The organism is Mycobacterium sp. (assembly GCF_046330795.1).
In the GTDB taxonomy this organism is placed as follows: domain Bacteria; phylum Actinomycetota; class Actinomycetes; order Mycobacteriales; family Mycobacteriaceae; genus Mycobacterium.
The window spans coordinates 1,486,670-1,512,115 of record NZ_JAXLSA010000001.1; the positions used below are offsets into that span (position 1 = coordinate 1,486,670).

Below are 25,446 nucleotides of genomic sequence, written 5' to 3' on the forward strand. Positions count from 1 at the left end.
GGCTCGAGTGGCTCGAGAAGATGCGCGACACCGCTAGGTTTCCCCGATATCGAATGCCGCGGGCAGGTGCGAGGGATCCACCTGGGCCTTCGCGGCCGTCCGCCCGAGAGCGGCGAGCTGGCGAGCATTCGCCGGGTTGTCCATCTCGGTGAGTTCGACGCACTGCTCGTCGGTCAGTTCGATGCCGAGCGTCCGGGCCAGCCAGTCGGACTCCAGCAATACCTCGTAGCGCTGGTAGGTGATCATCGCCGGGCCGCCGAGCGAATCGGTTCGCAGATCCCCGATTTCGCTGTCGATCTGCCATGAGGTCGGGCTGTCGGCCATCCACTGCAGGATCGACTGCCCCAGCCAGTTGGCGTCCTCCATGATCGACAGGATCGACTGGGCGGCCAACTGCACGGCGGGCATTCCCATCACCTCGTCGGGCGGTATCTTCAGGCCCCGATGCCCGGTGCCCGCCGACACCAACAGCAGTCGATCCGCGCCGAACGGCCAATTCAGTTGGTAGCCGCTGCAGGTCGCCATCATCAGCATCTGCAGTGCGGGGTTGTTGTACGGGCTGACGCCGCCGTCGACGAACGCACCCGTGAGGCCCGGGCCCAGCGTGATGAGCTCGGGCTCGAAGTAGTGCGGCGCGGCGGTGCTGGCCCGAACCACGTCGCGCAGCAGCAACTCGCTGTTCCCGGGTGTGCCGGTGACCGGGTCGGGGCCGAAGTATCGGCCGCGGGGGTTGTTGTGCAGCAGCCACGGGCTGCCGGTGTCGAGCCGCTTGGTCATCACCACCAGCCCGGTGCGCAGCTTGTCGCTGCCCAGCGTCTCATTGCCGAAATTGGCCTGGAGTGCTTGCACCAGAGGTTCTTTCGGGAACTTCGCGCCGATCAGCCCGAACCGGAACGCACGGCTCTGGAAGACATCCGCACCGAGGGCCTGGTACATGACCGCGAGTTCGGCAACCGACAGGCCCAGCGCCAGGCCGGTGGCGATGATGGAACCGGTGGAGGTTCCGCCGATCAGGTCGAAGTAGTCGCACAGCCGGAAGTCGGGATCGCCACCCACCCGCTGACGCAGGATCGCTTCGATCTCGGCGAGATAGCCCAGCGTCAACGCACCACGGATGCCGCCGCCGTCGAGCGCGAGGATGCGTTTCGGCCCCGGCCCGAACAGATGCTCATCGCGTGTCTGGTGCACGTCTCCCCCGGCCCCGCCTCAAACCGATTGTGACCCCGCTACCGTACGACACCGATGTTGTGCTCGGCGCGGGTTCGTCCGCCCCGCGCGAGTAGGTTCGAAAGATGGAGCAGCGCTTGAGCCTGGTGACCCTGGGCGTCGACGACCTCGCCCGCGCCCGGCGGTTCTACGAGACCGGCCTCGGCTGGGCACCGGCGGCCGTCCATGAGGGCGTGACGTTCTACCAGCTACCCGGCATCGCGTTCGCGCTGTGGGACCGCGCCGAGATGGCCGCCGAGGTGCCGGTGCCCGCCGGTAACGGCTTCGGCGGTGTCACGATCGCCGTCAACCAGCGCAGCGAGGCCGACGTCGACGCCGCACTGGCCGCGGCCGCCGCCGCCGGCGGCACCGTGCTCAGGCCCGCCGAACACACCGACTGGGGCGGCTACTCGGGCTATTTCGCCGACCCCGACGGGCATGTCTGGGAAGTCGCGGTCAACCGCGCCTGGACGGTCAACCCCGACGGAACGCTCACAATCTGATCAGTGCGCGACCACCGTCAACAGCACCACCGAATCCTCCAGCGCCGCCAGGTTGTGCCGCTGCGCCGGGATCGCCAGGAAGTCACCTTCGGCACCCTCGACCGACTCCTCCGCCGTGCCCAACCGAACCCGGCCCCGCAGCACCAGAAGCGTTGCCTGGCCCGGGCTCTCATGGTCGTCGAGACCGTTGCCCGCGGCCAGCGAGATCAGGGTCTGGCGCAGCGTGTGCTCGTGGCCACCGTAGACGGTGTGTGCCGCGCGCCCCGAGTGCGCACTCCGGGCCGTCGAGAGTTGTTCTTCACCAAGGTCTTTCAGCGACAGTGCGTCCATATCAGCTCCTCCTTCAAGGGTTTTCGCGGGGTTCGTGGGGTTCGAGTTTCAATCCGACCTCGCACGAGCCACCCCGCGCATCCGGCGTGACGGTGACGAGGTAGTTCCGGCCGATGGCGGCCACGTTACGGTCGATGACCTCTTGAATGAGACCCTGCTGGATACCGCGCACCACTTCCGGTGCGGTCTCGGCGACCTTGGCCAACGGGCAGGTACACAGCTGCACCGTGACCGTCCCGAAGGACGACAACACCGAGCGCACCTGGAATCCGAGCTCTCCCAGGGCCGCGACCACCAGGTCGGCCGGCGTCTGCTGGTCGCGCGGCCGGGCCAGCCGGACCCGGTGTGCCAGATCCGCGCCGATCCGCCGGGCGCACTGCTCCCGCTCGTCGGCCGTACCGCCGAGGTGGGTGGCGAACAGGGCGACGATGTCGGCATAGTCCAGCCGCGGGACCGGCTCGTAGGTCAGTTTGGGCCGACCGGCTCCCGCCGGCCGCGCGCCCGCCCGTCGCACATCTCCCTGCGTCTCCAACGCTTGCAGGTGGAACCGCGCTGTCGTGACGTGGATCTGCAGGGCGTCGGCAACCAGGTGCGCGTCCACCGGATGGGCGCTGGCGCGCAGCAGCTCGAGGACCTTTTCCCGTTGCCGGCCGGCGGCCCTGTCCGAGGGCGCGCGGGAGTCGTGGGGCTGCACGGACACCTCCCGAGTGTGTCACGGGACGATGCCGACGACGGCGACGGCCGTCAGCGAGTTCCGGTACCGGGTGAAGGTGCGCCGCATTCCGATGACGCGGCGCCGCGCCGCGCCCCGCCGGATGAGGTTGCCGACGATGCGCAACGCACCCGCCGGCCCCTCGTCGGCGAGCACCCGGCGCGGGTCGAGCAGGGCCATCGGCGCTTGGTCGACGGTGTCGATCTCGAAGCCGGCCTCGGTGAGCAATTGCGTCCATTCGTGTGCGGTCAGCGGGCGCGCGTTGACCTTGATCGCCCGGGACATCTCCCGGCGGATGTCGTCCTTGGTGTCCTGCGCGATGCCGTCGGGGGTGAGGCCCAGTTCGTGGATGGCGTACCGGCCGCCGGGCCGCAGCACGCGAAACGCTTCGGCGACGATGGCGCGCTTGGCCTTGTCGCCCTGCATCGTCAGCATGGCCTCCCCGATCACCACGTCGGCGCTGCGGCTGGGCAGTCCGGTGTCGGAGGCATCGGCCACCACGACGGTGCCGCCCACGGGTGCGACGACCGCGCGCACGGATTCGGTTGCGGCGGCGGTGTCGTCGACGCCGACGTAGGAGCGCGGGCGCCGGGCGACGATGTCCGCCGCGGTGCGGCCGAGGCCCGGGCCCAGTTCGACAACGTCGGCGCCGGTCAGCCGGGCGGCGTCGAGCACCCTGCTCGTCAGCTCGAGGCCACCGGGCCGCAGCACCCGCTTGCCGAGCCGGGCCAGCAGCCAGTGGCCGGGCAGATCGGCGTCCGAACGGCCGGCCATGGGCACGGAATCGGTATCACTCAACGGATCGTCCTTTCGTCGGAGTCATGGATGCGGAGCCGGCCACGCCGACCCCGAACGCGACGGCGCACAGGGCGCACACGTACAGCAGCGCGATGTTCGGGGACCACGGCGGGATCAGCACGGTGTCCTGACCCGCTGCATACCCCCCGTTCAGCGCGGGCATGAACCGTTGCGCGGCAAGACCGCCGGGCAGATAGCCGGCGGCTGTCTCGACCACGTACGTCCACGCAACGATGACGGCACCAGCACCCAGTGGTGAGCGCACCAGCGCACCCACACCGATTCCGGCGCCGGCGGCGAAGAACCCCAGCACGGTGGTGGTCCACACCAGACGGAGCCCGACGGGGTCGGCCACCGACACCGTTCCGTACACCCGCGTCGAGACCACCGGCAGGGCGGCAAGGACGATGACCATCGTGACGGCCGCCAGTGCCGCGCCGAGCAGGCCGTAGAACAGCCACCGGCCCACCGGCACGGACCATCGCGACCGGATCGCGAGCCTGATGTATTCGGCTGTCCGGTAACGGTTCTCGCTGGACTGGCCGTCGGCTGCGGCGATGGCGACCAGCGTCAGCGTGATGGTGATGACCCAGTAGCCGGCGTTGGAGGTCGGCACCTGCAGCACCGAAAGCTGACCCGGGATGCGCGCGAACGCCTCGGCCACCGCCGCGATGCCGACGCTGATCGCCAGCGGTGTCAACACCGCCGCGGGCGCCAGCACCGTCCACAATCGGCCGGCCCCGGCGGTGCGGATCCATTCGGCGCGGGCACTACGCATGACGGCGGTGCTCACGCGCACTCCATCAGCGTGGACTCCAACCATTCCCGCGCGTCGGCGTCCGGCGGAACCAGGTCGGCCAGCGGGCCGTCGATACGCAACCGGCCACGTTGCAGGATCGCCACGCGTCCGGCGGTCAGGACGACCTCGGCCAGCAGGTGGGTGGCGATCACCACGGTGGCGCCGTCGGCGGCGAGTTCGCGCAGCAGGCCGCGGAACCACAGCACCCCCGGAACGTCGAGGCCGTTGAGCGGCTCGTCGAACAGCAGCACCCGGGGCCGGCACAGCAGCGTTCCGGCGATGGCGACGCGCTGCCGAAGTCCCAGCGACAGCGCACGGATCCGGGTGCGGCGCAGCGCAGCCAACTCGGCAATGCCCAGCACTTCCGGCACCCGAGCCGCGTCGAGGCCGGCCAGCGCGGCCAGCCACCGCAGATGTTGCTCGACGGTGTGGCGTGGGTTCATCGCACCGGGACCCAGGTGCGCGGCCGCGGCGCCGCAGACGGTGAGGCCGCCGGCGTCGGGAGGGATCAGCCCGGCGAGCAACGACAGCAGGGTGGTCTTGCCGGCGCCGTTGAGCCCGAGGAGTGCGGTGACGGTGCCGGCCGGGAAGGTGACCGTCACGTTCTCGACGGCCCGGTTGGCGTCGAAGGACTTTGTCAGATCACGGGTTTGGATCATTCGAAGTTGCAGGGAATCGGGAGGCCGATGGTCTTGACGCCGTTGCACAGCGATCTGCTCGCCAGTTTCCACCGCCCGTCGATCCGCCGCCATTCGGCGGTGACCTGGACTGTTGGCGCACCCTGGCGGCTGGCGTTGATCACCGCGGTGTGCCGGTCGGGTTCGTGGGTCTCGGGACCGGTGACCATGCTCGAGCCCCGCGGCGGCCGGAAGAAGCCGATGCGGTAGATCATCTTCGGCACGATGACCGCGCGGCTGCCGCCCTCGAGTTGGGCGGCCTTGACGGCATCGGGAGCATGGGTGGCGACGAGCAACCTGATCTGCGCGTCCAGTTCGGCCAGTGTCGGCACCTCGGAGGTGATGGCGAAGTCGTCGCCGATCTGCGGCTCGCCGTGCGGTTCGGGATCGGCATGTGCCGGCGGTGCACACATGACCAGCAGAACCAGAGCTGCGAGCACCCGCTTCATCGCCACCGCCTAATAAACAGGAAATATTTCCGGTTAATCTAGGACGCTGGTCCGCATAAGGCAAGCCTTACCTCTCAAACCACGCCGATCCACCCCGCCCAAACGTACGAACCGGGGAAAAGTCCGAGAACATCGCGCCCGTTCGTCGAATTCGACCCGGCACCGATCAGGGCGTGTCGGAGAAGTCAATTCTGTTCTTGCCGAACGACTTCTGACTCGCACGCGTCAGCGTCGACCCCGCCCCGCCCCGCCCGGCCTGCGGGCGACCTTGCCGGCGGCTGCGCGGGCGGCCTGCTTGGCGAGCGTCTTCTCCCGCGCCGTGCGCTTCGGCGCCGGCTCGCCCTGCCCCCGCGACGAACCCGATCTTCGGCCCCGCACGATCCCGATGAACTCGTCGACCGACGGCGACTGCGGCCCCTCGGGGAAGGCGAGGACCACGGGGCAGGTTGGCGCGTCGACGATCGGACGGTAGATGAGGTCCTTGCGGTGGTACAGCCGTGCCAGCGATTGGGGAACGATCAGGACGCCGAGCCCCACCGCGACGAGTTCGATTGCCTCCGAGGTGGTTTCGGGCCGGTGATCGACCGCTGCGCCGGGACGGTCCGCCCAGACCACGACGTCATCGAGCGGCACCAGGATCGGCTCGCCATCGAGGTCCGCGGCGGTGATCTCGTCGGCCGCGCCGAGAAGGTGATCGGTGGGCACCACGGCCACCGTGATCTCCTCGTAGAGCGCGATGATGGCCAGTCCGGACGTATCGGCCGGCGGCCGGAGCACGGCCACGTCGACCGTGCCGGTCCGCACTGCGGCGGCGGCCTCCGCGGCGACGACGGCGCGCAACTCCAGCGGGGCCTCGGGATGCCGCTCCGCCCAGATCCTGGCCCACTTCGCGGGCGTCCCACCGGGTACGTACCCGAGGGAGAACGAGCGCAGCGACGACGGAGCCACGGGCTCAGGCTACCGATAGGCTGAGCCGATGAGCAGGCCCAACGCGCAGTCCATGAAGCCCGCCACCGCGGCGAAGAAGCTGGACGTATACCTGCCGGCGACGCCCCCGGAGTTCCAGCAGAACGCGATCACCCGCACCGAACTGGCCGCCCTGCAAGCGGATCCGCCGCAGTGGCTCCGGGACCTCCGCAAGAACGGCCCGCACCCGAAGAACCTCGTGGCCGCCAAGCTGGGCGTGTCGATCGCCGGGCTGACACGCGGCGGTGTCGTGGACGCGCTGACCACCACCCAGATCGACGTGCTGCTCGAGGAGAAGCCGGACTGGCTGATCGCCGAACGCGAGAGCTACCAGGCCGTCCGGAGCGAGCAACGCCGCCTGAAGGCGTTGCGTGCGCAGCAGGCCCGCGAGAGCTGAGCACGCCGGGACCCGGGTGACTGGCGCCGCCGCGGATGCGCTGATAGACATAATCGGCCAGCTGGAGCACCGTTCAAGGAGTTGCGATGACGTTGCGGGTGAACCGGGAGGACTTGACGGCCTCGGGTGCCGCGGTGACGGCTCACGGCGAATCCATGGCGACCGAGCACGCCACTGCCGACGGTCGCATCGATTCGGCGTTGGCCGGCTGGCAAGGTATGTCGGCGTCCGTCCTGGCGACGACATCCGCCGGATGGCTGCAGACCACGACGGCACTGCTGACCCGGATGTCCGACCACGCGCAACATCTGCACGGCGGTGCACTGACCTACAGCCACGGTGAGGAACGAAGCTCGGCGCAGATGCGGGATGTCGCCGCCCGGGCCGCCGCCCGCCAGCCGTGACTCGCTGAGGGGCCCCGAGTCTGAAGTGCCCAACACCTCTTTGGGTCCGGATTTCGGAGCCGGAGCGGTCCTGGCCCGGGTCCAGTGGACCGGCGCCGATCCACGTGGAAGGTGCGGAAGCCGGAGGGGTCGGGGGGTTACCAGCTTCCGCACCTGAATGACCGATGCATCAGTCGCCGAAAAGTTAAGCCTTCCCTGCGGTCTTCGCAACGCACTCCGCGGTCGCTCGCCAATTTCGATCGATGTCGGGGTAGCTGCAGCCCGGGACCGGAGCGGCCTGGAAGCCCACCGACGCCGACGACCTCGCGGTCTCCGCCGTCGGCACCGCCAGTATCACAGTGGCACGGTTCGCCGCCCGACACCCTCGACAGTGTCGAAATCCCTGGCTAGTGCCGGGAAAGGACGTGGGCGCCCTGGACGCACCAAGGATGCGTACCGCTAGTGACGAATCGTCACAACATGCAGCTGACGCAACCCTCCACCTCGGTGCCCTCCAGCGCCATCTGCCGCAGCCGGATGTAGTAGAGCGTCTTGATCCCCTTGCGCCAGGCGTAGATCTGCGCCTTGTTGACCTCGCGGGTGTTGGCGGTGTCCTTGAAGAACAGCGTCAGGCTCAACCCCTGGTCCACGTGCTGCGTGGCCGCGGCATACGTGTCGATGATCTTCTCGAAGCCGATCTCGTACGCGTCCTGGTAGTAGTCCAGGTTGTCGTTGGTCAGATACGGCGCCGGATAGTAGACGCGCCCGATCTTGCCTTCCTTGCGGATCTCGATCTTGGACGCCACCGGGTGGATCGAGCTGGTGGAGTGGTTGATGTAGGAGATCGACCCGGTGGGCGGGACGGCCTGCAGGTTCTGATTGTAGATGCCGTGCACCTGCACCGACTCCTTGAGTCTGCGCCAGTCGTCCTGGGTCGGGATGTGGATCTGCGCGTCGGCGAACAACTTTCGCACCTTGTCGGTGGCCGGCTCCCACACCTGCTCGGTGTACTTGTCGAAGAACTCACCGCTGGCGTACTTCGAGTCCTCGAAGCCCTTGAACTTGCTGCCCCGCTCGATGGCGATCTTGTTGGACGCCCGCAGCGCGTGGAACAACACCGTGTAGAAGTAGATGTTGGTGAAGTCCACGCCCTCTTCGGACCCGTAGTAGACCCGCTCCCGCGCCAGATACCCGTGCAGGTTCATCTGCCCCAGGCCGATCGCGTGCGAATCGTTGTTGCCCTGTTCGATCGACGGCACCGACGTGATGTGGGTCTGGTCCGACACCGCGGTCAGCGCCCGGATGGCCACCTCGATGGTCTGCGCGAAGTCCGGCGAATCCATCGCCTTGGCGATGTTGAGCGAACCCAGGTTGCACGAGATATCCTTGCCCACCTTGGAATACGACAGATCGTCGTTGAACTCCGACGGCGTGGACACCTGCAGGATCTCGCTGCACAGGTTGGAGTGGGTGATCTTGCCGGCGATGGGGTTGGCCCGGTTCACCGTGTCCTCGTACATGATGTACGGATAGCCGGACTCGAACTGCAGCTCCGCCAGCGTCTGGAAGAACTCGCGCGCCTTGATCTTGGTCTTGCGTATCCGCGCGTCGTCGACCATCTCGTAGTACTTCTCGGTCACCGAGATATCGGCGAAGGGCACCCCGTAGACGCGCTCGACGTCGTAGGGCGAGAACAGATACATGTCCTCGTTCTTCTTGGCCAGCTCGAAGGTGATGTCCGGGATCACGACGCCCAGCGAGAGCGTCTTGATCCGGATCTTCTCGTCGGCGTTCTCGCGCTTGGTATCCAGGAACCGGTAGATGTCCGGGTGATGCGCGTGCAGGTAGACCGCGCCGGCGCCCTGACGCGCGCCGAGCTGGTTGGCGTAGGAGAACGAGTCCTCGAGCAGCTTCATGATCGGAATGACGCCGCTGCTCTGGTTCTCGATGTTCTTGATCGGTGCGCCATGCTCACGAATGTTGGTGAGCAGCAAGGCAACTCCACCGCCGCGCTTGGACAGCTGCAGTGCGGAGTTGATGGAGCGCCCGATGGACTCCATGTTGTCCTCGATACGGAGCAGGAAGCACGAAACCGGCTCGCCGCGCTGCTTCTTGCCCGAATTCAGGAACGTCGGGGTGGCCGGCTGGAACCGGCCGTCGATGATCTCGTCGACCAGCTTCTCGGCCAGGCCGGTGTCACCGGAGGCCAGGGTGAGCGCGACCATCACCACGCGGTCCTCGAAGCGCTCGAGGTAGCGCTTTCCATCGAAGGTCTTCAGCGTGTAGCTGGTGTAGTACTTGAACGCGCCCAGGAAGGTCGGGAAGCGAAACTTCTTGGCGTACGCGCGATCCGTCAACGTCTTGACGAAGTTGCGCGAGTACTGGTCGAGCACCTCGCGCTCGTAGTACTCCTTCTGGATCAGGTAGTCGAGCTTCTCGTCCTGATTGTGGAAGAAGACGGTGTTCTGGTTGACGTGCTGCAGGAAGTACTCCCGCGCGGCCAGCACATCCTTGTCGAACTGGATCTTGCCGTCCGCGTCGTACAGATTCAGCATCGCGTTGAGCGCGTGGTAATCCGTCTCCCCGGGGAGCGCGTGCGTGCCGGTGGTTACAGGCTCTGCAGCTGTGACGGTTGGTGACACGTCAGTTCCTTCCAGAAATCTTCCAGCCCCGTACGAACGGCTTCCACGTCGTCGGGGGTCCCCATGAGTTCGAAGCGGTAGAGAAACGGCACGCCGCACTTGCGGGACACCACGTTGCCCGCATAGGCGAACTCTTCGCCGAAATTGTTGTTGCCCGCGGCGATGACGCCGCGGATCAACGACCGGTTGTGCTCGTTGTTGAGAAATGCGATGACCTGCTTGGGCACATAGCCACCGTTGTTGATGTCCGGGGTGGCCTTGCCGCCGCCGTAGGTCGGCAGGATCAGGACGTAGGGCTCGTCCACCTCGATGCGTCCGTGCAACGGGATGCGGGTGGCGGGAAGACCCAGCTTCTCGACGAATCGGTGGGTGTTCTCCGACACGCTGGAGAAGTAGACGATGCTGGCCATCTGATCCCCTTCTCCCCCGGTTGTCCTGTTGCCGCGGACTAGGCGGTGGCGGCCGCGGCGACCCCGCCCAGTGCCTTGATGCGGTCCGGACGGAACCCCGACCAGTGCTCATCACCGGCAACCACCACGGGAGCCTGCAGGTACCCCAGCGCCATCACGTAGTCCCGGGCTTCGGAGTTCTCGGTGATGTCGACGACGTCATATGCCACACCCTGCTTGTCGAGGGCCTTGTAGGTGGCATTGCACTGCACGCATGCGGGCTTGGTGTAGACGGTGATCATTCGGTACGGCTCCCCTCAACCTGGCTCAGCGAAATTCACTGCGGACTCATACGGACGGATCCAGCTCTGACTGCACTATCTGTTCAGCAGACCGCCCAGCCCCGAAATTCCCTGCTGCCGGGTGAGCTCTGCGGCAAGACTTCCGGTCCCTTGCGGGACCCGGGAGCCTCGATTCCGAGCGTCCGGCCGACCTGCTGATACTCGAGAACGTGTGGGGCTTGTCGGCTTCACAGACACTACACCTAGTGGCCATCGATGCGAAGAGATACAACATGTTCTGAACAACATTCATGAAATTCCCTGGTCGTAACCTCCTGCCAAGCCGACGCACCGGCGTGTCGCAGATCACAACACGCCGACGCGCCGCCTCCGGCAGACGCCCGGCACGCCGACCTGCGGGCCTCCGCCTGGCGTCTGTGTACCACCGGGCACCGACAGCGTTGGGCCGCCCGGGGCCGCATCGAATACAGCAAAGCCGCCGACAGGTCAAGGACGACCCGCCGACGGCTCGGCCACTGCTCTGTTCCAGCGGCCCGGTTCAGGCCACGCTCTCCTCGGCCGAGCGGGCCGCCCGAGCCTCCGCCAACTTCTGCAGCGCCTCTCGCACTCCGGCCACCAGCTCGGCCACCTCGCGCGGATGCCGGCCGTCCAGGGTGCCGGCGGGCACCGACAGCGTGACCGAGTCGACCACGCGGCCGCCGGCGATGCCGAACGACTTACGCGTCTCGTCGTGCGCCCACACCCCGCCGTACTGGCCCAGCGCGGTCCCGATGACCGCGATCGGCTTGCCCTTGATGGCGCTGTTGCCGTAGGGCCGCGACAGCCAGTCGATGGCGTTCTTGAGCACCGCCGGGATGCTCCCGTTGTATTCGGGGGTGACCGCCAGCACGGCGTCGGCCCGGTCGGCGGCATCGCGCAGGGCCGCGACCCCGGCCGGCACATCGGCGGTGTCGAGATCCTCGTTGTAGAACGGCAACTCGCCCAGGCCGCCGTAGACGGTGACGTCGAGACCCTCGGCCGTCCCGAGTTCTACGGCCACCTCGGCCAGCTGCCGGTTCAGCGAGGCCGCCCGCAGGCTGCCCACCAGCACCAGGATGTTCGTCATGACATGTCGTCCTCTCGGTCCCTCACACGGTTTTGGTCCATCTTCACACGAGTTAACCGGACCGTGGTCCGATTAATTCCGGCTGACGTAAAGTCGCAGACGTGAGCATCGACGGGCTGCCGCTGATCCGGCTGGAGACACCGGCCGCCGAACGGGGTGACGCGGCGCGCAACCGGGCGGCCCTGCTGGATGCCGCCCGCCGTCTGATCGCCGAACGCGGCGCCGACGCACTGACCATGGACGATCTGGCGCGCGCCGCCGGCGTCGGCAAGGGCACCGTCTTCCGGCGCTTCGGCAGTCGCGCCGGATTGATGAGTGTGCTGCTCGACGAGGACGAGCAGGTGAGCCAGTACGCCTTCCTGTTCGGACCACCGCCCCTGGGCCCGTCGGCACCGCCCCTGGAACGCCTGCTGGCCTTCGGCGACGCCCGCATCCGCTTCGCGCACACCCACCATGAGTTGCTCTCGGCGGCCAACCGTGACCCCGCCACCCGGCAGAACCCCGCGGCCCGGGTGCTGCGGACCCACGTGCGCGTACTGCTCGAAAAGGCCGGCACCACAGGCGATCTCGACGCCCAGGCGGACGCCCTACTGGCGCTGCTCGACGTCGACCATGTCGAGCACCAGCTCGCCGCCGGCCGGTCACTCGACGAATTGGTCGAGGGCTGGCAGACCGTGGCCCGGAAACTCTGCGGCTGCTAGCAACCAGATGCGCTGGATCTTGCATGTGGACCTGGACCAGTTCCTGGCCTCGGTCGAACTGCGCCGTCGGCCGGATCTGGCCGGGCTGCCGGTGATCGTCGGCGGGCAGGGCGACCCGACCGCGTCGCGCACCGTGGTCACGTGCGCGTCCTACGAGGCCCGCGGGTTCGGGGTGCACGCCGGCATGCCGTTGCGCGCGGCGGCACGCCGCTGCCCCGACGCGGTGTTCCTGCCCTCGGATCCCCCCGCCTACGACGCCGCCTCGACCGAGGTGATGGACCTGCTGCGCGACCTCGGGTATCCCGTGGAGGTATGGGGTTGGGACGAGGCCTATCTCAGCGCCGACACCGCCGATCCCATGGCTCTGGCCGAGCACATCCGGGCAGTGGTGGCCGACGCGACCGGGTTGTCCTGCTCGGTGGGCATCAGCGACAACAAGCAGCGCGCCAAGGTCGCCACCGGATTCGCCAAGCCCGCGGGTGTGCGGTTGCTGACCGACGCCGACTGGATGGACACGGTGGGCCACCTGCCCGTCGACACGCTCTGGGGAATCGGCCCGAAGACCACCAAAAGACTTGCCGCCCTTGATATCACGACGGTCCGCGCGCTGGCCGACGCGGACGCCGAGACCCTCATCGCCACCTTCGGGCCCCGCACCGGACTGTGGATCCTGCTGCTCGCCAAGGGCGGCGGCGACACCGAGGTCAGCACGCAGCCGTGGGTGCCACGCTCGCGCAGCCACGTCGTCACCTTCCCCGACGATCTGGTCGACCGGGACGAGATGCGCACGGCGGTCGCGGATCTGGCTCGGCGCACGCTCACCGAGGTTTCCGAGCAGGGCCGGCTGGTGACCCACGTCGCGGTCACGGTGCGCACGGCCACCTTTCACACCCGCACCAAGGTGCGCAAGCTCGCGGCGGCGACGGTCGCCGAGGCAGCCGTCGTGGACGGGGCGCTCGACGTTTTCGGTCTGTTCGACACGAACCGTCCGATCAGGTTGCTGGGAGTCCGGCTCGACCTGCTCATGCCGGGGTCTGACGTGGACTAACATCCCCGCCATGGCCGAACCGAAACCTCGCCCCGGCCTTCGCGAGCGCAAGAAGCAGGCCACCCGGGCCAAGTTGATCGAGGCGGCCGCCGATCTGGTGGACAAACAGGGCTACACGAAGACCACGGTCGAGCAGATCGCCAACGCCGTCGACGTCTCGCCGCGCACCGTGGCGCACTACTTCCCGAGCAAGGAACAGCTGCTGCTCGGGATGGTCGACGCGTACGCCGAAGCCGCGCACGCGGAGTTCGCTACCATCCCCGACGATCTGCCGCCGTTGCAGGCCCTGCTGGCCTCCAATGTGGCGCTGCTGGAGCGCATCGACAACCCGGAGGCCCAGATCGACGTCCGGCGGTTGACGTCACTGCTGCGCACGATGCACGTGTCGCCGGCGCTGCGCCCGCTGTCGATCCGGATGCGCTGCACGGCCTCCCTCGAGGAGATGGCCCGACGGATGGGCACCGACGTGCAGGACCGGCGGGTGGAACTGGTCTTCGCGGTGTGGGCCGCGGTCGTGGGCGCGGCCTGGTCCGGCATCAGCGACATGCTTGCCGCCGGCGAGGTCGACGCCCGTGAGCTGCCCGCCCTGCTCACGCAGCGTCTCCACGACGCGATGGCGGACGTCATGGCCCTGTCGGAGTGAGCGGGCTCACCGGTCCAGCTGCGGCCGCGGCCGCAGTGCGCGGGTGAACAGCACGTTGACCTGCCGCATCGCGACGCTGTAGGGCCACCAGGCGAGGCGCTTGAACGCATACAACGCCCGGATGTCGGGCGATGTGTAGATCAGGAACCGGTTCTTCGCGACACCGGCCAGGATGGCGGCCGCGGCGCGCTCGGGGCTGACCGCGTGACCGGAGAACCGCGCGATCCAGCGTTCGACCTGGGGGTCCTGCCGGTCCACCCCGGAGATCTCGACGGTATTGACCAAGGGGGTCTTGACCGCGCCGGGCACCACGACCGACACGCCGATGCGGTGCCGCGCAAGGTCGAAACGCAGCACCTCCGACATCCCGACGAGACCGGCCTTGCTCGCGGTGTACGCGGCGTGCCATGGCAGTGCGACCAGACCGGCCGCCGACGAGACGCTCACCAGCTGACCGCCGCGGCCGGCGGCGATCATCGGCGGCACGAACGCCTCGATCACGTGGATCGGCCCCATCAGGTTGATGTCCACCATCGAGCGCCACTGCCGGTGGGTCAGCTGGTCGACGGTGCCCCATGCGGAGACTCCGGCGATGTTCATCACGACGTCCATGGCCGGATGCCAGGTGTGGATGTCGGCGGCGAATCGGGCGACCTGGTCGTAATCGGAGATGTCCAGCGCGCGGTACTCCGCGACGGTTGCGCCCAGGGCCCGGGCATCGGCGACGGCGGCCTCGAGGCCGTCGGCGTCGCGATCGGTCAGATAGAGCTCGGCACCCCGACCGGCCAGTGCCAGAGCCGTTGCGCGGCCGATGCCGCTCGCGGCGCCGGTGATCAGGCAGCGTTTACCCGCGTAGCGCGAGACGGTCTGACGATCAGGCATGGCGGAGACGATACCGACGGTATCGGTCAGACCCCGGTACCGCCCCACAGCGACGACAGCCACAACTTTTCGAGCACGGCCACCACCCGGTCGGAGCCCGCGGCGGAACCGACGAAGGCCGACTCGCCCGACAGGGCCATCACGGTGGTGGCACCCAGGGTGCGGATGAGCATCGGGACGTCGTCGCTGATCGGTCGCGCGGTACCGGCGGCACGCTCGTCCTCGACGATCTTGACGATCTTGTCGACGATCGCCCCGATCTGGTCGTCCTGGATCCGGCGGATCTCCGCATCGGTGGCGCGGGCCGCCATACAGGCCGACATGACGGGATCGTTGTTCGCGAACATCACCGCGGCGCTCTGCACCATCCGCCTGGCGAACTCCGCGGGCAGTTCGTCGCGCTCGCGGGGCGCGAAGTGGTGCGTCAACTCCTCGAGTTCCTGCTGCGCCTCCTCGAGGATCTGCGCCAGCACGGCGTACTTGGAGTCGAAGTAGAAGTAGAAGCCCGACCTGGCCACACCGGCCCGGTCGCTGATCGTGCTGACCGACAGATCGTCGAACGGCGCCTCCTGCAGCAGTTCGCGCACGGCCCCGAGGATGGCCTTCCGCTGCCGGTCGCCGCGGCGACGCGGCTGTTGGCCGGGGTCGTCCGACGGTATGGAGACGCTCACGAGCATTACCTTGCACCACGCCGGGACCGGAATGAAACTTGACAGGCGTCAAATCGCAGGCTGTGATGAGGCGACCGTGGCGTTCGCCACACCGGACGACACCGTGGCATCTGCCACACCCCCGACGACGGAGTCAGGTCAGGAGACACATGCCCGCGACCATCAACACCCCGCAGTACCTGTTGGACCAGGCCAAGCGCCGGTTGAAGCCGACTCCGGTGACCCTGCCCGGCATGGGCGCCGTCGAGAAGCGGCTGCGGGCCCGCGAGTGGGATCAGTTCGTGCTGGCCGAGCCGCCGGCCGGCAGTGATCTCGAGCCGGTCATGGGCGACTCGGGCCTGCCCGTCATCGGGCATCTGATCGAGGTGTTCCGCGGCGGCCCGGACTTCGTCCTGGACCTCTACCGCAAGCACGGCCCCGTCTACTACTCGCACAACGTCGCGCTCTCGCAGGTGATGGCGCTGGGGCCCGATGCCACCCAGGCGGTGTTCAGCAACCGCAACAAGGAGTTCTCGCAGCGCGCCTGGGATCCCGTGATCGGTCCGTTCTTCGAGGGCGGCCTGATGCTGCTCGACGGCGAGGAGCACATGTTCCACCGCCGGATCATGCAGGACGCATTCACCCGCAGCCGGCTCACCGGCTATGTGCCGCACGTCGATTCGGTCGCATCGGCCGTGCTGGCCAATGACTGGGCGCCCAACGACGCGAGGTTCCTGTTCCACCCGGCGATGAAGGAGCTGACCCTCGATATCGCCTCCGAGGTGTTCATGGGGGTGCCCGCAGGCACCGACCGCAAGTTGGTCACCACGGTCAACGAGGCGTTCGCCACCACCACGCGGGCCGGCAATGCCATTGTGCGCAAACCGATTCCGCCGCTGTCGTGGTGGCGCGGCGTCAAGGCCCGCAAGACGCTCGACGACTACTTCGCCAGCCGGATCGCCGAGAAGCGCGCCTCGGAGTCCACCGATATGTTCTCCGTGTTGTGCCACGCCACCGACGAAGAGGGCCGCAGCTTCACCGACGCCCAGATCATCAGCCACATGATCTTCCTGATGATGGCGGCGCACGACACCTCGACCTCCACGATGACCACCATGGCCTATCACCTGGCCGCCAATCCGGAATGGCAGGACCGGCTGCGGGAGGAGTCCGAACGCATCGGCGACGGCCCGCTGGACATCGAGGCGCTCGAGAAGCTGGAAACGTACGACCTGGTGATCAACGAAACCCTGCGGATGCAGACGCCGCTGCCGTTCAACTTCCGCCGGGCCGTCCGCGACACCGACCTGCTGGGCCACTTCATCCCGGCCGGTACCGACGTGGTGACGTGGCCGGCGATCAACCACCGGCTGCCCGAGTTGTGGACCGACCCGGAACGTTTCGATCCGATGCGCTTCGCCGAGCCACGCAACGAGCACAAGTCCCACCGCTATGCGTTCGCACCGTTCGGCGGCGGAGCGCACAAGTGCATCGGCATGGTGTTCGGTCAGCTGGAGATCAAGACGGTCATGCACCGCATGATGCGCCGGTATCGGCTGGAACTCCCACACCCCGGATACCGGCCACGCTGGGATTACGGCGGCATGCCGGTTCCGGTCGACGGAATGCCGATCGTGCTGCGTCCCCTGAATTAACCTGAGTGGCGTGACGAACGCCACAATCAGCACGCCGGAGTTCCTGTTCGGCCAGGCCCGTCGCCATTTGAAACCGGCGCTGAACAACTTCCCGGGGATGTACGCCGCCGAACGCAAACTGCGTGACACGCGGTTCCGCGAGCGAGTGTTGGCCGAACCGCCACCCGGCAGCGGTCTGCGACCGGTGACGGGCGACGGCGGCATGCCGGTGCTCGGTCACATGATCGAGATGTTCATGAACACCCCGGACTACCTGCTGCACATCTACCGCACACAGGGCCCGGTGTTGTACGCCTACTCCCCCGTCCTGCCGTCGGTGGCCGCGCTCGGACCGGACGCCGCGCAGGAGATCTACACCAACCGCAACAAGGACTACTCCCAGGAGGGCTGGAAGCCGGCGATCGGCCCGTTCTTCAAACGGGGGCTGATGCTGCTGGACTTCGAGGAGCACCTCTATCACCGGCGGATCATGCAAGAGGCGTTCACCCGCGCCCGGCTGGCCCGCTACGTGACACAGGTCGACCGGGTCGCCACCGACGTGGTCGCCAACGACTGGGCGGTCGACGACTCACGGTTCCTGCTGTACCCGGCGCTCAAGGAGCTGACCCTCGACATCGCCTCGGTGGTGTTCATGGGGCATGAGCCGGGTACCGACAAGAAGTTGGTCACCGAGGTGAACAAGGCGTTCACCATCACCACCCGGGCCGGCAACGCCATCGTCCGGATGCCGGTGCCGCCACTCACGTGGTGGCGCGGCCTGCGCGCCCGCCAACTGCTCGAGGACTACTTCACCGCACGGGTTCACGAGGCACGCCGCCAGCAGGGCGGGGACGACCTGCTGAGCGTGCTGTGTCATTCGGCCGACGAGGACGGCAACCGGTTCTCCGACCGCGACATCGTCAACCACATGATCTTCCTGATGATGGCGGCGCACGACACCTCCACGTCCACCGCGAGCACGATGGTGTACCACCTGGCCGGAAACCCGGAGTGGCAGCAGCGTTGTCGCGACGAGTCGGACCGCCTGGGCGACGGCCCGCTGGACATCGAGGCGCTGGAGAAGCTGGAGAGTCTCGATCTGGTGATGAACGAGTCGATCCGGATGGTCACGCCGGTGCAATGGGCGATGCGGCGCACGGTGCGCGACACCGACTTGCTCGGCCACTACATCCCCGGGGGAACGAACGTCATCTTCTATCCGGGAATGAGCCACCGGTTGTCCGAGATCTGGACGGAGCCAGAGGTTTTCGATCCGGCCCGGTTCACCGAACCGCGCAACGAACACAAGCGGCACCGGTACGGGTTCACGCCGTTCGGCGGCGGGGCCCACAAGTGCATCGGCATGACGTTCGGCCAACTGGAGGTCAAGACCATCCTGCATCGGCTGCTCCGCCGGTACCGGCTCGAGCTGCCATATCCGGGCTATCGGCCCCGCTGGGATTACGGCGGTATGCCGATTCCCATGGATGGCATGCGAATTGCATTGCGGCCCTTGTAAGTCCGAAAGCTCAGTCGGCCAGGCGGTTGGCGGCGGCAATCACCGCCCGTAGCGCCGAGTCGGTGGCGGCATCCGGACCCTGGGCCCAGCCCATCGCCCAGTCGGAGCGCACGCCGTTGCTCGCGTGGACGAACGTGGCGGTGTGTGTGCCGGCCCGCAACTGGTGGAACCGCAGCATCTCGACGGCCACCCCGCCGTCGTGCAGCATCGCGGTGAGCGCACCGACGGGCCCACTCGCCGACGCCGTCGGTGTGGTGATGCGGTCACCGAATGCGAGCGTCGCCCGGAACGTGCACGACCGGGGGTGCGCCGCGGCGTCGACGCACTCCCAGGCACCCAGGCGCACGGGACCCGAACAGCGACCCAGCCGGGCGAACACCTCGTCGCAGGGCAGATCGGCGACGTCGTCGCGCAATCCGCGCGGCAGCGGGGTGGCGAACAGGTCGCCGAACGTGCGTCCGGCCGGGCCGGACGGGGCGGTGTTGGAAGAGGTCATGTGCTGGCCTTCGCTGATCGTCGGAGAGCGACCGACGGGAAGTGCAGCAGTAGCAACAATCGACCCACAGCGGGGGGTCGGTCTGGATCAGACCCCGCTGTGGGGCGCTACTACGAGGAGCTTCGGCACGGTCGCCACCCTAACAGGGCGGCCGGCACCGCTGGAATTCACGCCAGCGCCAGGAAGAGCTTCTCCAGCTCGGCCTGCGTCATCGGGGCTTCCCCGCCGTCGGCACCGGCACCCACGACACATTCGCGTAGGCCGGTCGCGACGATCTTGAAGCCGGCCCGGTCCAGCGCCTTGGACACCGCGGCCAGCTGGGTGACGACGTCCTTGCAGTCGCGACCCTGCTCGATCATCGCGATGACGCCGGCGAGCTGGCCCTGTGCGCGCCGCAACCGGTTCAGCACCGCGGCGATCGCGTCTTCGTCCCCGACCATGATCGGCTCCCTTCCGGCGGACAACAGATACTCCGAGTGTACCCGTGGGGGTATATGCTCACCGACATGTGCTATCCCGTCACCTGCCCGCGTTGCGGCAAGACCACCTGGGACGGCTGCGGCGAACATGTCGCAGAGGTCAAAGCATCGGTGCCGCCCGAGCAGTGGTGCACCTGCCGCGAAAAGGCCACCTGAACCCAGCTGGCCAGCGATAGTCCCGATTGGGCGTGGCAGCGATCCATCGATACAATGGATTGACCATTCCTTCAATTCATCAACCGGTAAGGGGTCACCCGTGGCGACGACGTACCCGCCCGGTTCCGCGCGACCGCTCTACGAGATCAAGGCGAACCTGTTCAAGGCGCTCGCCCATCCCGCACGGATCCGGATCCTGGAGATCCTGACATCGGCGGAGCGTCCGGTGCCGGTCAGCGAGATCCTGTCCATCACCGGCATCGAAGCGACGCTGATGTCCCAACACCTCGCCGTCCTCAAACGGCACCGGGTGGTCGCCGGCGAGCGCGTGGGCAACGCCGTCTTCTACACCCCGACCCACCCCCTGATCGCCGAGCTGCTGCTGATCGCCCGGACGTTCCTGACCGACACCCTGGCCGCCGATCAGGATCAGCTGGCCGCGGTAGAGACGCTGCCCCCACTGCGCCGGACCGCAACCACCGCGGAATGATCGCCCGGCTGCTGCCGCGGCCGGCGGACTACGCCGGACTGGGTCGATCCTGGCGCCGCGATATCGTCGCCGGCGCGACAGTCGGCGTGGTGGCGCTCCCCCTGGCGCTGGCGTTCGGAATCAGTTCCGGGGTGGGCGCGTCGGCCGGCCTGGTCACCGCGGTGGTCGCGGGCCTGGTCGCGGCCGTATTCGGCGGCTCGCACGTCCAGGTGTCCGGCCCCACCGGCGCGATGGCAGTCGTCCTTGCACCCATCGTCGTGCACTACGGCGTGGGCAGCGTCGCGCTGGTGACAATCCTGGCCGGCCTGCTGGTCCTGGCTGCCGGAGCGAGCGGACTCGGCCGCGCGGTGACGTTCATCCCGTGGCCGGTGATCGAGGGCTTCACGCTCGGTATCGCGACCATCATTTTCCTGCAGCAGGTGCCGGCGGCACTGGGAGCTGCCACACCCGCGGGTCTGTCCCCGCTGACGGCGGCCTGGCACGTGATCACCCACGCCGACCGGGTCGCCGCGCGGCCGGCGCTGCTGGTCGTCGCCGTCACGGCCACGTTGATGCTGGCGTTGCCCCTGCTACACCGGGCCATTCCGGAGTCCCTCACCGCCGTCGTGGCAGCCACCGTGCTGGTTGTCGCGATCGGCCTGCCGGTGGCCCGGATCGGGGCCCTGCCCGCGCACCTGCCCGCCCCCGCGCTACCGCACGCCGACCTGACCGCATTGCGCAACCTGCTCGGGGCGGCGCTGGCGATCGCCGCGCTGGCCGCCATCGAATCCCTGCTGTCGGCGCGCGTGGCCGCCACCATGTCCGGATCCACCGGTCCGTCATTGCCCTATGACCCCGACCGTGAGCTGTTCGGACAAGGTCTGGCGTCGATGGCCTCCGGATTGTTCGGCGGAATGCCGGCCACCGGTGCCATCGCGCGGACCGCGGTCAACGTGCGCTCGGGTGCGCGCACCCGGGTGGCGGCGATCGTGCATTCGCTGCTGCTGCTCGGGGTGGTCTATCTGGCCACCGGTCCGGTTTCGGCCATCCCGCTGGCCGCGCTGGCGGCCGTGCTGATGGTGACATCGTTCCGGATGATCTCGGGATCGACCGTCCTGACGATCCTGCGGTCGACGCGCGCGGACGCCCTGACCTTTGCGCTGACCGCGGCCGTCACGGTGTGCTTCGACCTCATCGAGGCCGTCGAGATCGGGATCCTGGTGGCGGCGTTCTTCGCACTGCGCACGGTGGCCCGGCGCAGCAGCGTGACCCGGGAGGAAATCCCCGGCCCGGCTCAGCCCGGTGACGAGCGGATCGCCCTGCTACGCCTCGACGGTGCGATGTTCTTCGGTGCCGCAGAACGCATTTCGACCACCATCACCGACCCCGAGCAGCACGACGTGCGCGTGGTGATCATCCGGATGTCGCAGCTGGGCATGCTCGACGCCACCGGGGCGAATTCCCTGGCAACGATCGTCGCAGAGCTCGAGTCACGCGGCATCACCGTGATCATCAAGGGCGTGCAGCGCGAACACCTCGACCTGCTGACCAACGTCGGCGTCATCGAATCGTTGCGGCACGAGAACCACCTGCTCGACTCGCTCGAGGATGCGGTGGCCCATGCCCGCAGCCACGTGGCGGCCATTTAGCGTGTACGTGTGACGCTGGTCTTCCTGGACACCGAGACCACCGGACTGCACCGCGCACGCCGCCCGTGGGAGATCGCGATCATCCGGCGCAGCGGCGACGAGCACACGCGTCTGCACATCTGCGTCGATCTGGCCGACCTCGACCTGTCCGCGGCCGAACCGGCCGGGCTGGCCGTCAGCGGTTTCCACCGGCGCCATCCGCAGGCCAGACCGCACCGCACGCACTTTCCCCGCGTGTATCCGGCGGCCGACGCCGCCCGACTGGTGCTCGACTGGACCGCCGGCGCCACCGTCGTCGGCGTCGTCCCCGAGTTCGACCTCGAATGCCTGTCGGCAATGCTTGGCCGCCAAGGCCTTTCGCCGCAGTGGGAGGACACCGTCGACGTCGTACCCCTGGCCCAGCGAGCGGTCCGGCTACAGGGCCTGGACCCCGAGCGCCATCACGAGGATCTGTCTCGGCAATGTGGGGTCAAGCCGCCCGGGCTCGGCGACCGCCACACCGCCCTCGGCGACGCACGCTGGGCGAAGCGCTGGTACGACGCGCTCCGGGACGGTCAGGTTCCCCCGAGTGACGCCGTCGACGCCAGATAGGTGAGCTTGCGGCTGATTCCCGAGACTTCGCGGGCCACGCTGCGCAGCATCGCGCGCTCCTGCGGCGCCATCTCCGACAGCGATACCGCGTCGTCGACGCGCTCATGGCGCAGCCACGGCCCGACCCGGTGGCGCCACCGGTACCGCAGCAGCCATTCGAAGCACTCGTGCAAGCTCGAAACATCTTCGGCGTCAAGGGTGTTCGCGGCGGCCGCGGCGGCCAGCCGGCCCAGCGTGCTCACTTCGAGCGAGCCCGCCGACAGCGCTCCCCACCGCGCGATCTTGACCACCGGGTCCAGGGCGGCCCGCTTGACGTCCACGATGTCGCTGCCGTTGGTGAACATCCGCAGCCGGGAGGGGAACGTCGCGCGACGGTGGGTGGCGTCCTGCAGCATCGACCGGCGCGCCAGTGGGCTCCCACCGAACGCGGCGGCGTTGACCGTGCGCAGTGCCGACGCCGACGCCCCGGATCCGGGCGCACCCACCGCGTCGGCCAGCAGTCCCGTCATCACCACGCCGCGGTCGGCGGCCGGATCGGCGGTCCACTGCTCGACCCCCTCGGCCCAGCTGCGCATCCGCCGGCAGAACCGCGGCCGGCTGGCCAGTACCCCGTTGGTGTCGCCGCGGATCCCGCAGTGGTCCAGTACCGCGTGCACCTCGGCGGCGCGGGCCAGCAGCGCGGTCTTGGTGGCGTCGTCGACGTCGTCGTGCAGGACGGCCATGGTCTCGACATCGGAGCCGGGCGCCGCCTCCCCGCGCGCCACGCTGCCGGAGAGGTACCAGGTCCAGGGCTGCCCGGGGGCCGCCACCCGGATCGCGGCCGCGACGCTGTGCCGCAGGACCTCCGACCACGCCCCGGACAGGGTCAGCGCGGGCGTGTGGGCGGCCAGTTCGGCGCGGACGGCGTCGAGTGCCGCGTCCACTCCGGCGAGCAGACCGGGCTGATCACTGGCAGCATCAATACCCCGGAGGCTCGCGGCGATACCCGACATGCCCACGATTGTCACCCGCCGGCCACCTGGTCACACAGTTGTGACGCGCTCGAAATGCGTAGAACAAGAACCTGAGTTAATTTCTATCGCATGACAGGTAATCTCGACTCCGAGGAGGTCTCGTTGACCGCCACCTTCGATCCGGCGATCTCCTCGCAGGAGGACGCCGCCACGCTGGAAGAGCTCGGCTACACCCAGGAACTGCACCGCGGGATCGGCGGGTACGCGGCGTTCGCGTCCGGCTTCTCCTTCGTGTCCATCCTGACCACGGTGTTCGCATTCTTCCCGCTGGGCTTCGCGCTCGGCGGCCCGGCCTTCTTCTTCACCTGGCCCATCGTGTTCGTCTGTCAGTTCTGCGTGTGCCTGGTGTTCGCCGAACTGTCCGGCAAGTTCCCGGTCGCCGGCGCCATCTACCAGTGGTCACGCCGACTCGCGGGTAACGCGGTCGGGTGGTTCGCCGGCTGGTTCATGCTGATCGGCTACATCGTGTCGATCGCCGCGCTGGCCATCGCGATGCAGACCGTCCTCCCGCCGATCTGGAGCGGTTTCCAATTGGTCGGTACCGACATGGATCCGCTGTCGGTCGACGGCGCCACCAACGGCATCATCCTGGGCAGCATCACGATCATCCTGTGCACCATCATCAGCGCGGCCGGCGTCCGGTTCATGGCCCGCATCACGGTGACCGGCGTGACGCTCGAGATCATCGGCGTGGTGCTGATCATCGCCGCAATGTTCTTCACCGCCGAACGGTCGCCGTCGCAGGCCGTGCTGGACACCGGCGGCCACGGCACCGGTATCCACTACCTGCCCGCCTTCCTGGCGTCGATGCTGATGGCCGCTTACGTGATGTATGGATTCGATTCCGCTGCAGAGCTTTCCGAGGAGACCCGCGATCCTCGGCGCACCGCCCCGAAGGCCATCCGCAATGCCCTGCTGGTGTCGTTCGTCGGCGGCGGCCTGATGATCCTGGCGGCCCTGATGTCCGCGCCGTCCCTGGGCGACGATCTGGCGCACGGCGGCATGGCGTGGGTGATCGAGAGCCAGCTGGACACCTGGCTGGGCAAGACGCTGCTGGGCCTGGTGGCCGTCGCTATGTTCTCGGCCACCCTGGCCATCCAGGCCTCGGCGTCGCGGGTGATGTTCTCGATGGCCCGCGACAACCGGCTGCCGCTCGGCAAGTTCCTGGCCAAGGTGAACAAGCGCACCGGCACCCCGGTGATCACGGGCATCGCCGTCAGCCTGCTGGCCATCGGCGTGCTGTTGGTGAACCTGGGCCAGGCCAGCGTGTTCGCGGCCATCGCGTCGGTGTCCGTGGTGATCGTGTACCTGGCCTACCTGATGGTGACCATTCCCGCGCTGATCCACCGGATGCGTGGCACCAGCCTGTCGCACGGTAAGCCGATCATGGATCTGGGCCGCTGGGGGATCCCGGTGAACCTGATCGCCGTCGTGATGGGCACGCTGCTGGTGATCAACATCGGCTGGCCGCGCGCCGAGGTCTACAACCCCGCCGGGGATTCCTGGGTGCTGCAGTACTTCGCGCTGATCTTCGTGGCGCTGACGCTGGCGGTGGGCTACGTCTGCTACCGCGTGGTCCGCGACCGCGAGGGCGCCCCCGACCCCGTCGACGCGCTGGTCGGCAAGAAGGCCGCCAAGAAGTAGCCCCACTCCCCTGCGCGTCGCGCGAGCGTGCAGCCATGTGCATTCGGCAGCGTCGATATTGCACAAGGCTGCACGCTCGGCACGTATTCAGCAGATGCGCGGGAGCTGTTCGCCGAGTTCGCGTTCGATCACCCGGGTGGTGCCGAACGGAGTTCGACCCACCGCCATGCCGGGGTGCTCGTCGACCACGCGGCCGATGACCGCCGCATGAGCG

Annotated in this window: 30 protein-coding genes and 1 pseudogene; 13 read left to right on the forward strand and 18 right to left on the reverse strand. The window is 68.0% G+C overall.

Annotated features, from left to right (window positions below; translation table 11 throughout):
• Nucleotides 1-33: 33 nt before the first annotated feature.
• Nucleotides 34-1,188, reverse strand: a complete 1,155-nt coding sequence (locus tag U0R18_RS07035; RefSeq protein ID WP_526367259.1) for a patatin-like phospholipase family protein — start codon at nucleotides 1,186-1,188, stop codon at nucleotides 34-36.
• 104 nt (nucleotides 1,189-1,292) lie between these two features.
• On the opposite strand from U0R18_RS07035, the gene U0R18_RS07040 reads away from it, so the two are divergent.
• Nucleotides 1,293-1,709, forward strand: a complete 417-nt coding sequence (locus tag U0R18_RS07040) for a VOC family protein (RefSeq protein ID WP_526367261.1) — start codon at nucleotides 1,293-1,295, stop codon at nucleotides 1,707-1,709.
• Here U0R18_RS07040 and U0R18_RS07045 read toward each other — a convergent pair whose 3' ends face one another.
• The 7 genes from U0R18_RS07045 to U0R18_RS07075 all read right to left on the reverse strand — a co-directional run bounded on the left by U0R18_RS07045 (nucleotide 1,710) and on the right by U0R18_RS07075 (nucleotide 6,422).
• Nucleotides 1,710-2,039, reverse strand: coding sequence for a cupin domain-containing protein (locus tag U0R18_RS07045; RefSeq protein ID WP_526367263.1), 330 nt, complete (start codon nucleotides 2,037-2,039; stop codon nucleotides 1,710-1,712).
• Nucleotides 2,040-2,052: 13 nt separating this feature from the next.
• Nucleotides 2,053-2,733 (reverse strand): helix-turn-helix transcriptional regulator, encoded by a 681-nt coding sequence (locus tag U0R18_RS07050; RefSeq protein ID WP_526367503.1) that lies wholly within the window; start codon nucleotides 2,731-2,733, stop codon nucleotides 2,053-2,055.
• 18 nt (nucleotides 2,734-2,751) lie between these two features.
• On the reverse strand, nucleotides 2,752-3,525 hold the full coding sequence (locus tag U0R18_RS07055) for a methyltransferase domain-containing protein (RefSeq protein WP_526367505.1): 774 nt from the start codon (nucleotides 3,523-3,525) through the stop codon (nucleotides 2,752-2,754).
• 16 nt (nucleotides 3,526-3,541) lie between these two features.
• Nucleotides 3,542-4,372, reverse strand: coding sequence for an ABC transporter permease (locus U0R18_RS07060; RefSeq protein ID WP_526367265.1), 831 nt, complete (start codon nucleotides 4,370-4,372; stop codon nucleotides 3,542-3,544).
• Nucleotides 4,339-5,007, reverse strand: coding sequence for an ABC transporter ATP-binding protein (locus U0R18_RS07065; RefSeq protein WP_526367267.1), 669 nt, complete (start codon nucleotides 5,005-5,007; stop codon nucleotides 4,339-4,341). The genes U0R18_RS07060 and U0R18_RS07065 overlap by 34 nt, the downstream gene beginning before the upstream one ends.
• Nucleotides 5,004-5,474, reverse strand: coding sequence for an MTB12 C-terminal domain-containing protein (locus U0R18_RS07070; RefSeq protein WP_526367269.1), 471 nt, complete (start codon nucleotides 5,472-5,474; stop codon nucleotides 5,004-5,006). Before U0R18_RS07070 ends, U0R18_RS07065 begins: the two co-directional genes overlap by 4 nt.
• A 225-nt stretch (nucleotides 5,475-5,699) precedes the next feature.
• On the reverse strand, nucleotides 5,700-6,422 hold the full coding sequence (locus tag U0R18_RS07075) for a LysR family substrate-binding domain-containing protein (protein WP_526367271.1): 723 nt from the start codon (nucleotides 6,420-6,422) through the stop codon (nucleotides 5,700-5,702).
• A 28-nt stretch (nucleotides 6,423-6,450) separates the two neighbouring features.
• Here U0R18_RS07075 and U0R18_RS07080 point away from each other — a divergent pair, with 28 nt between their 5' ends.
• A complete protein-coding gene (locus tag U0R18_RS07080) occupies nucleotides 6,451-6,837 on the forward strand; it encodes a DUF5997 family protein (RefSeq protein ID WP_526367273.1) in 387 nt (128 codons plus the stop codon).
• Between the two features lie 86 nt (nucleotides 6,838-6,923).
• On the forward strand, nucleotides 6,924-7,241 hold the full coding sequence (locus U0R18_RS07085; protein ID WP_526367275.1) for a WXG100 family type VII secretion target: 318 nt from the start codon (nucleotides 6,924-6,926) through the stop codon (nucleotides 7,239-7,241).
• A 452-nt stretch (nucleotides 7,242-7,693) separates the two neighbouring features.
• Here U0R18_RS07085 and nrdE read toward each other — a convergent pair whose 3' ends face one another.
• From nrdE to U0R18_RS07105, 4 genes are all read right to left on the reverse strand, one after another.
• Entirely contained in the window at nucleotides 7,694-9,862 is a 2,169-nt protein-coding gene (gene nrdE / locus U0R18_RS07090; RefSeq protein ID WP_526367277.1) for a class 1b ribonucleoside-diphosphate reductase subunit alpha, read from the reverse strand.
• Complete coding sequence (gene nrdI / locus U0R18_RS07095) at nucleotides 9,829-10,272, reverse strand: class Ib ribonucleoside-diphosphate reductase assembly flavoprotein NrdI (RefSeq protein ID WP_526367279.1); 444 nt, start codon at nucleotides 10,270-10,272, stop codon at nucleotides 9,829-9,831. The genes nrdE and nrdI overlap by 34 nt, the downstream gene beginning before the upstream one ends.
• Nucleotides 10,273-10,310: 38 nt before the next feature.
• On the reverse strand, nucleotides 10,311-10,553 hold the full coding sequence (locus tag U0R18_RS07100) for a redoxin NrdH (RefSeq protein WP_526367281.1): 243 nt from the start codon (nucleotides 10,551-10,553) through the stop codon (nucleotides 10,311-10,313).
• 538 nt (nucleotides 10,554-11,091) lie between these two features.
• Nucleotides 11,092-11,658, reverse strand: a complete 567-nt coding sequence (locus tag U0R18_RS07105; RefSeq protein WP_526367283.1) for an NADPH-dependent FMN reductase — start codon at nucleotides 11,656-11,658, stop codon at nucleotides 11,092-11,094.
• Between the two features lie 101 nt (nucleotides 11,659-11,759).
• Between U0R18_RS07105 and U0R18_RS07110 the strand changes: the two genes are divergently transcribed.
• The 3 genes from U0R18_RS07110 to U0R18_RS07120 are packed head-to-tail and all read left to right on the forward strand — an operon-like array spanning nucleotide 11,760 to nucleotide 14,050.
• On the forward strand, nucleotides 11,760-12,359 hold the full coding sequence (locus tag U0R18_RS07110) for a TetR/AcrR family transcriptional regulator (RefSeq protein ID WP_526367285.1): 600 nt from the start codon (nucleotides 11,760-11,762) through the stop codon (nucleotides 12,357-12,359).
• A gap of 7 nt (nucleotides 12,360-12,366) precedes the next feature.
• Complete coding sequence (locus U0R18_RS07115; RefSeq protein ID WP_526367287.1) at nucleotides 12,367-13,407, forward strand: DNA polymerase IV; 1,041 nt, start codon at nucleotides 12,367-12,369, stop codon at nucleotides 13,405-13,407.
• 10 nt (nucleotides 13,408-13,417) lie between these two features.
• Nucleotides 13,418-14,050 carry a TetR/AcrR family transcriptional regulator gene (locus tag U0R18_RS07120; protein ID WP_526367289.1) on the forward strand — a complete coding sequence of 211 codons (633 nt, stop codon included), beginning with the start codon at nucleotides 13,418-13,420 and terminating at the stop codon, nucleotides 14,048-14,050.
• A 6-nt stretch (nucleotides 14,051-14,056) separates the two neighbouring features.
• Here U0R18_RS07120 and U0R18_RS07125 read toward each other — a convergent pair whose 3' ends face one another.
• Nucleotides 14,057-14,932 (reverse strand): SDR family oxidoreductase, encoded by an 876-nt coding sequence (locus tag U0R18_RS07125; RefSeq protein ID WP_526367291.1) that lies wholly within the window; start codon nucleotides 14,930-14,932, stop codon nucleotides 14,057-14,059.
• Nucleotides 14,933-14,958: 26 nt separating this feature from the next.
• Nucleotides 14,959-15,609, reverse strand: a complete 651-nt coding sequence (locus tag U0R18_RS07130) for a TetR/AcrR family transcriptional regulator (protein ID WP_526367293.1) — start codon at nucleotides 15,607-15,609, stop codon at nucleotides 14,959-14,961.
• A gap of 143 nt (nucleotides 15,610-15,752) precedes the next feature.
• Between U0R18_RS07130 and U0R18_RS07135 the strand changes: the two genes are divergently transcribed.
• Both U0R18_RS07135 and U0R18_RS07140 read left to right on the forward strand, forming a co-directional pair.
• Nucleotides 15,753-17,237, forward strand: coding sequence for a cytochrome P450 (locus U0R18_RS07135; RefSeq protein WP_526367295.1), 1,485 nt, complete (start codon nucleotides 15,753-15,755; stop codon nucleotides 17,235-17,237).
• 10 nt (nucleotides 17,238-17,247) lie between these two features.
• Complete coding sequence (locus tag U0R18_RS07140) at nucleotides 17,248-18,735, forward strand: cytochrome P450 (RefSeq protein ID WP_526367297.1); 1,488 nt, start codon at nucleotides 17,248-17,250, stop codon at nucleotides 18,733-18,735.
• Between the two features lie 10 nt (nucleotides 18,736-18,745).
• On the opposite strand, the gene U0R18_RS07145 is transcribed toward U0R18_RS07140, so the two are convergent.
• Nucleotides 18,746-19,231 carry a homocitrate synthase gene (locus U0R18_RS07145; RefSeq protein ID WP_526367299.1) on the reverse strand — a complete coding sequence of 162 codons (486 nt, stop codon included), beginning with the start codon at nucleotides 19,229-19,231 and terminating at the stop codon, nucleotides 18,746-18,748.
• Between the two features lie 167 nt (nucleotides 19,232-19,398).
• On the reverse strand, nucleotides 19,399-19,671 hold the full coding sequence (locus U0R18_RS07150; protein ID WP_526367301.1) for a metal-sensitive transcriptional regulator: 273 nt from the start codon (nucleotides 19,669-19,671) through the stop codon (nucleotides 19,399-19,401).
• A gap of 66 nt (nucleotides 19,672-19,737) precedes the next feature.
• Between U0R18_RS07150 and U0R18_RS07155 the strand changes: the two genes are divergently transcribed.
• The 4 genes from U0R18_RS07155 (at nucleotide 19,738) to U0R18_RS07170 (ending at nucleotide 22,575) form a co-directional block, all read left to right on the forward strand.
• Entirely contained in the window at nucleotides 19,738-19,866 is a 129-nt protein-coding gene (locus U0R18_RS07155; RefSeq protein ID WP_526367303.1) for a DUF8730 family Cys-rich protein, read from the forward strand.
• 100 nt (nucleotides 19,867-19,966) lie between these two features.
• Nucleotides 19,967-20,356, forward strand: coding sequence for an ArsR/SmtB family transcription factor (locus U0R18_RS07160; RefSeq protein WP_526367305.1), 390 nt, complete (start codon nucleotides 19,967-19,969; stop codon nucleotides 20,354-20,356).
• Nucleotides 20,353-21,984 carry a SulP family inorganic anion transporter gene (locus U0R18_RS07165; RefSeq protein WP_526367307.1) on the forward strand — a complete coding sequence of 544 codons (1,632 nt, stop codon included), beginning with the start codon at nucleotides 20,353-20,355 and terminating at the stop codon, nucleotides 21,982-21,984. Before U0R18_RS07160 ends, U0R18_RS07165 begins: the two co-directional genes overlap by 4 nt.
• Before the next feature lie 9 nt (nucleotides 21,985-21,993).
• Complete coding sequence (locus U0R18_RS07170) at nucleotides 21,994-22,575, forward strand: 3'-5' exonuclease (protein ID WP_526367309.1); 582 nt, start codon at nucleotides 21,994-21,996, stop codon at nucleotides 22,573-22,575.
• Here the strand turns inward: U0R18_RS07170 and U0R18_RS07175 are convergent.
• Complete coding sequence (locus tag U0R18_RS07175; RefSeq protein WP_526367311.1) at nucleotides 22,539-23,582, reverse strand: putative nucleotidyltransferase substrate binding domain-containing protein; 1,044 nt, start codon at nucleotides 23,580-23,582, stop codon at nucleotides 22,539-22,541. The two genes, U0R18_RS07170 and U0R18_RS07175, sit on opposite strands and share 37 nt — an antisense overlap.
• 75 nt (nucleotides 23,583-23,657) lie before the next feature.
• Here U0R18_RS07175 and U0R18_RS07180 point away from each other — a divergent pair, with 75 nt between their 5' ends.
• The gene (locus U0R18_RS07180; RefSeq protein WP_526367313.1) at nucleotides 23,658-25,232 is read left to right on the forward strand and encodes an amino acid permease; all 1,575 of its coding nucleotides are present in this window, start codon (nucleotides 23,658-23,660) and stop codon (nucleotides 25,230-25,232) included.
• A gap of 87 nt (nucleotides 25,233-25,319) precedes the next feature.
• On the opposite strand, the pseudogene U0R18_RS07185 reads toward U0R18_RS07180, so the two are convergent.
• Nucleotides 25,320-25,446: pseudogene (locus tag U0R18_RS07185) on the reverse strand (hydrogenase expression/formation protein HypE); the annotation flags it as partial.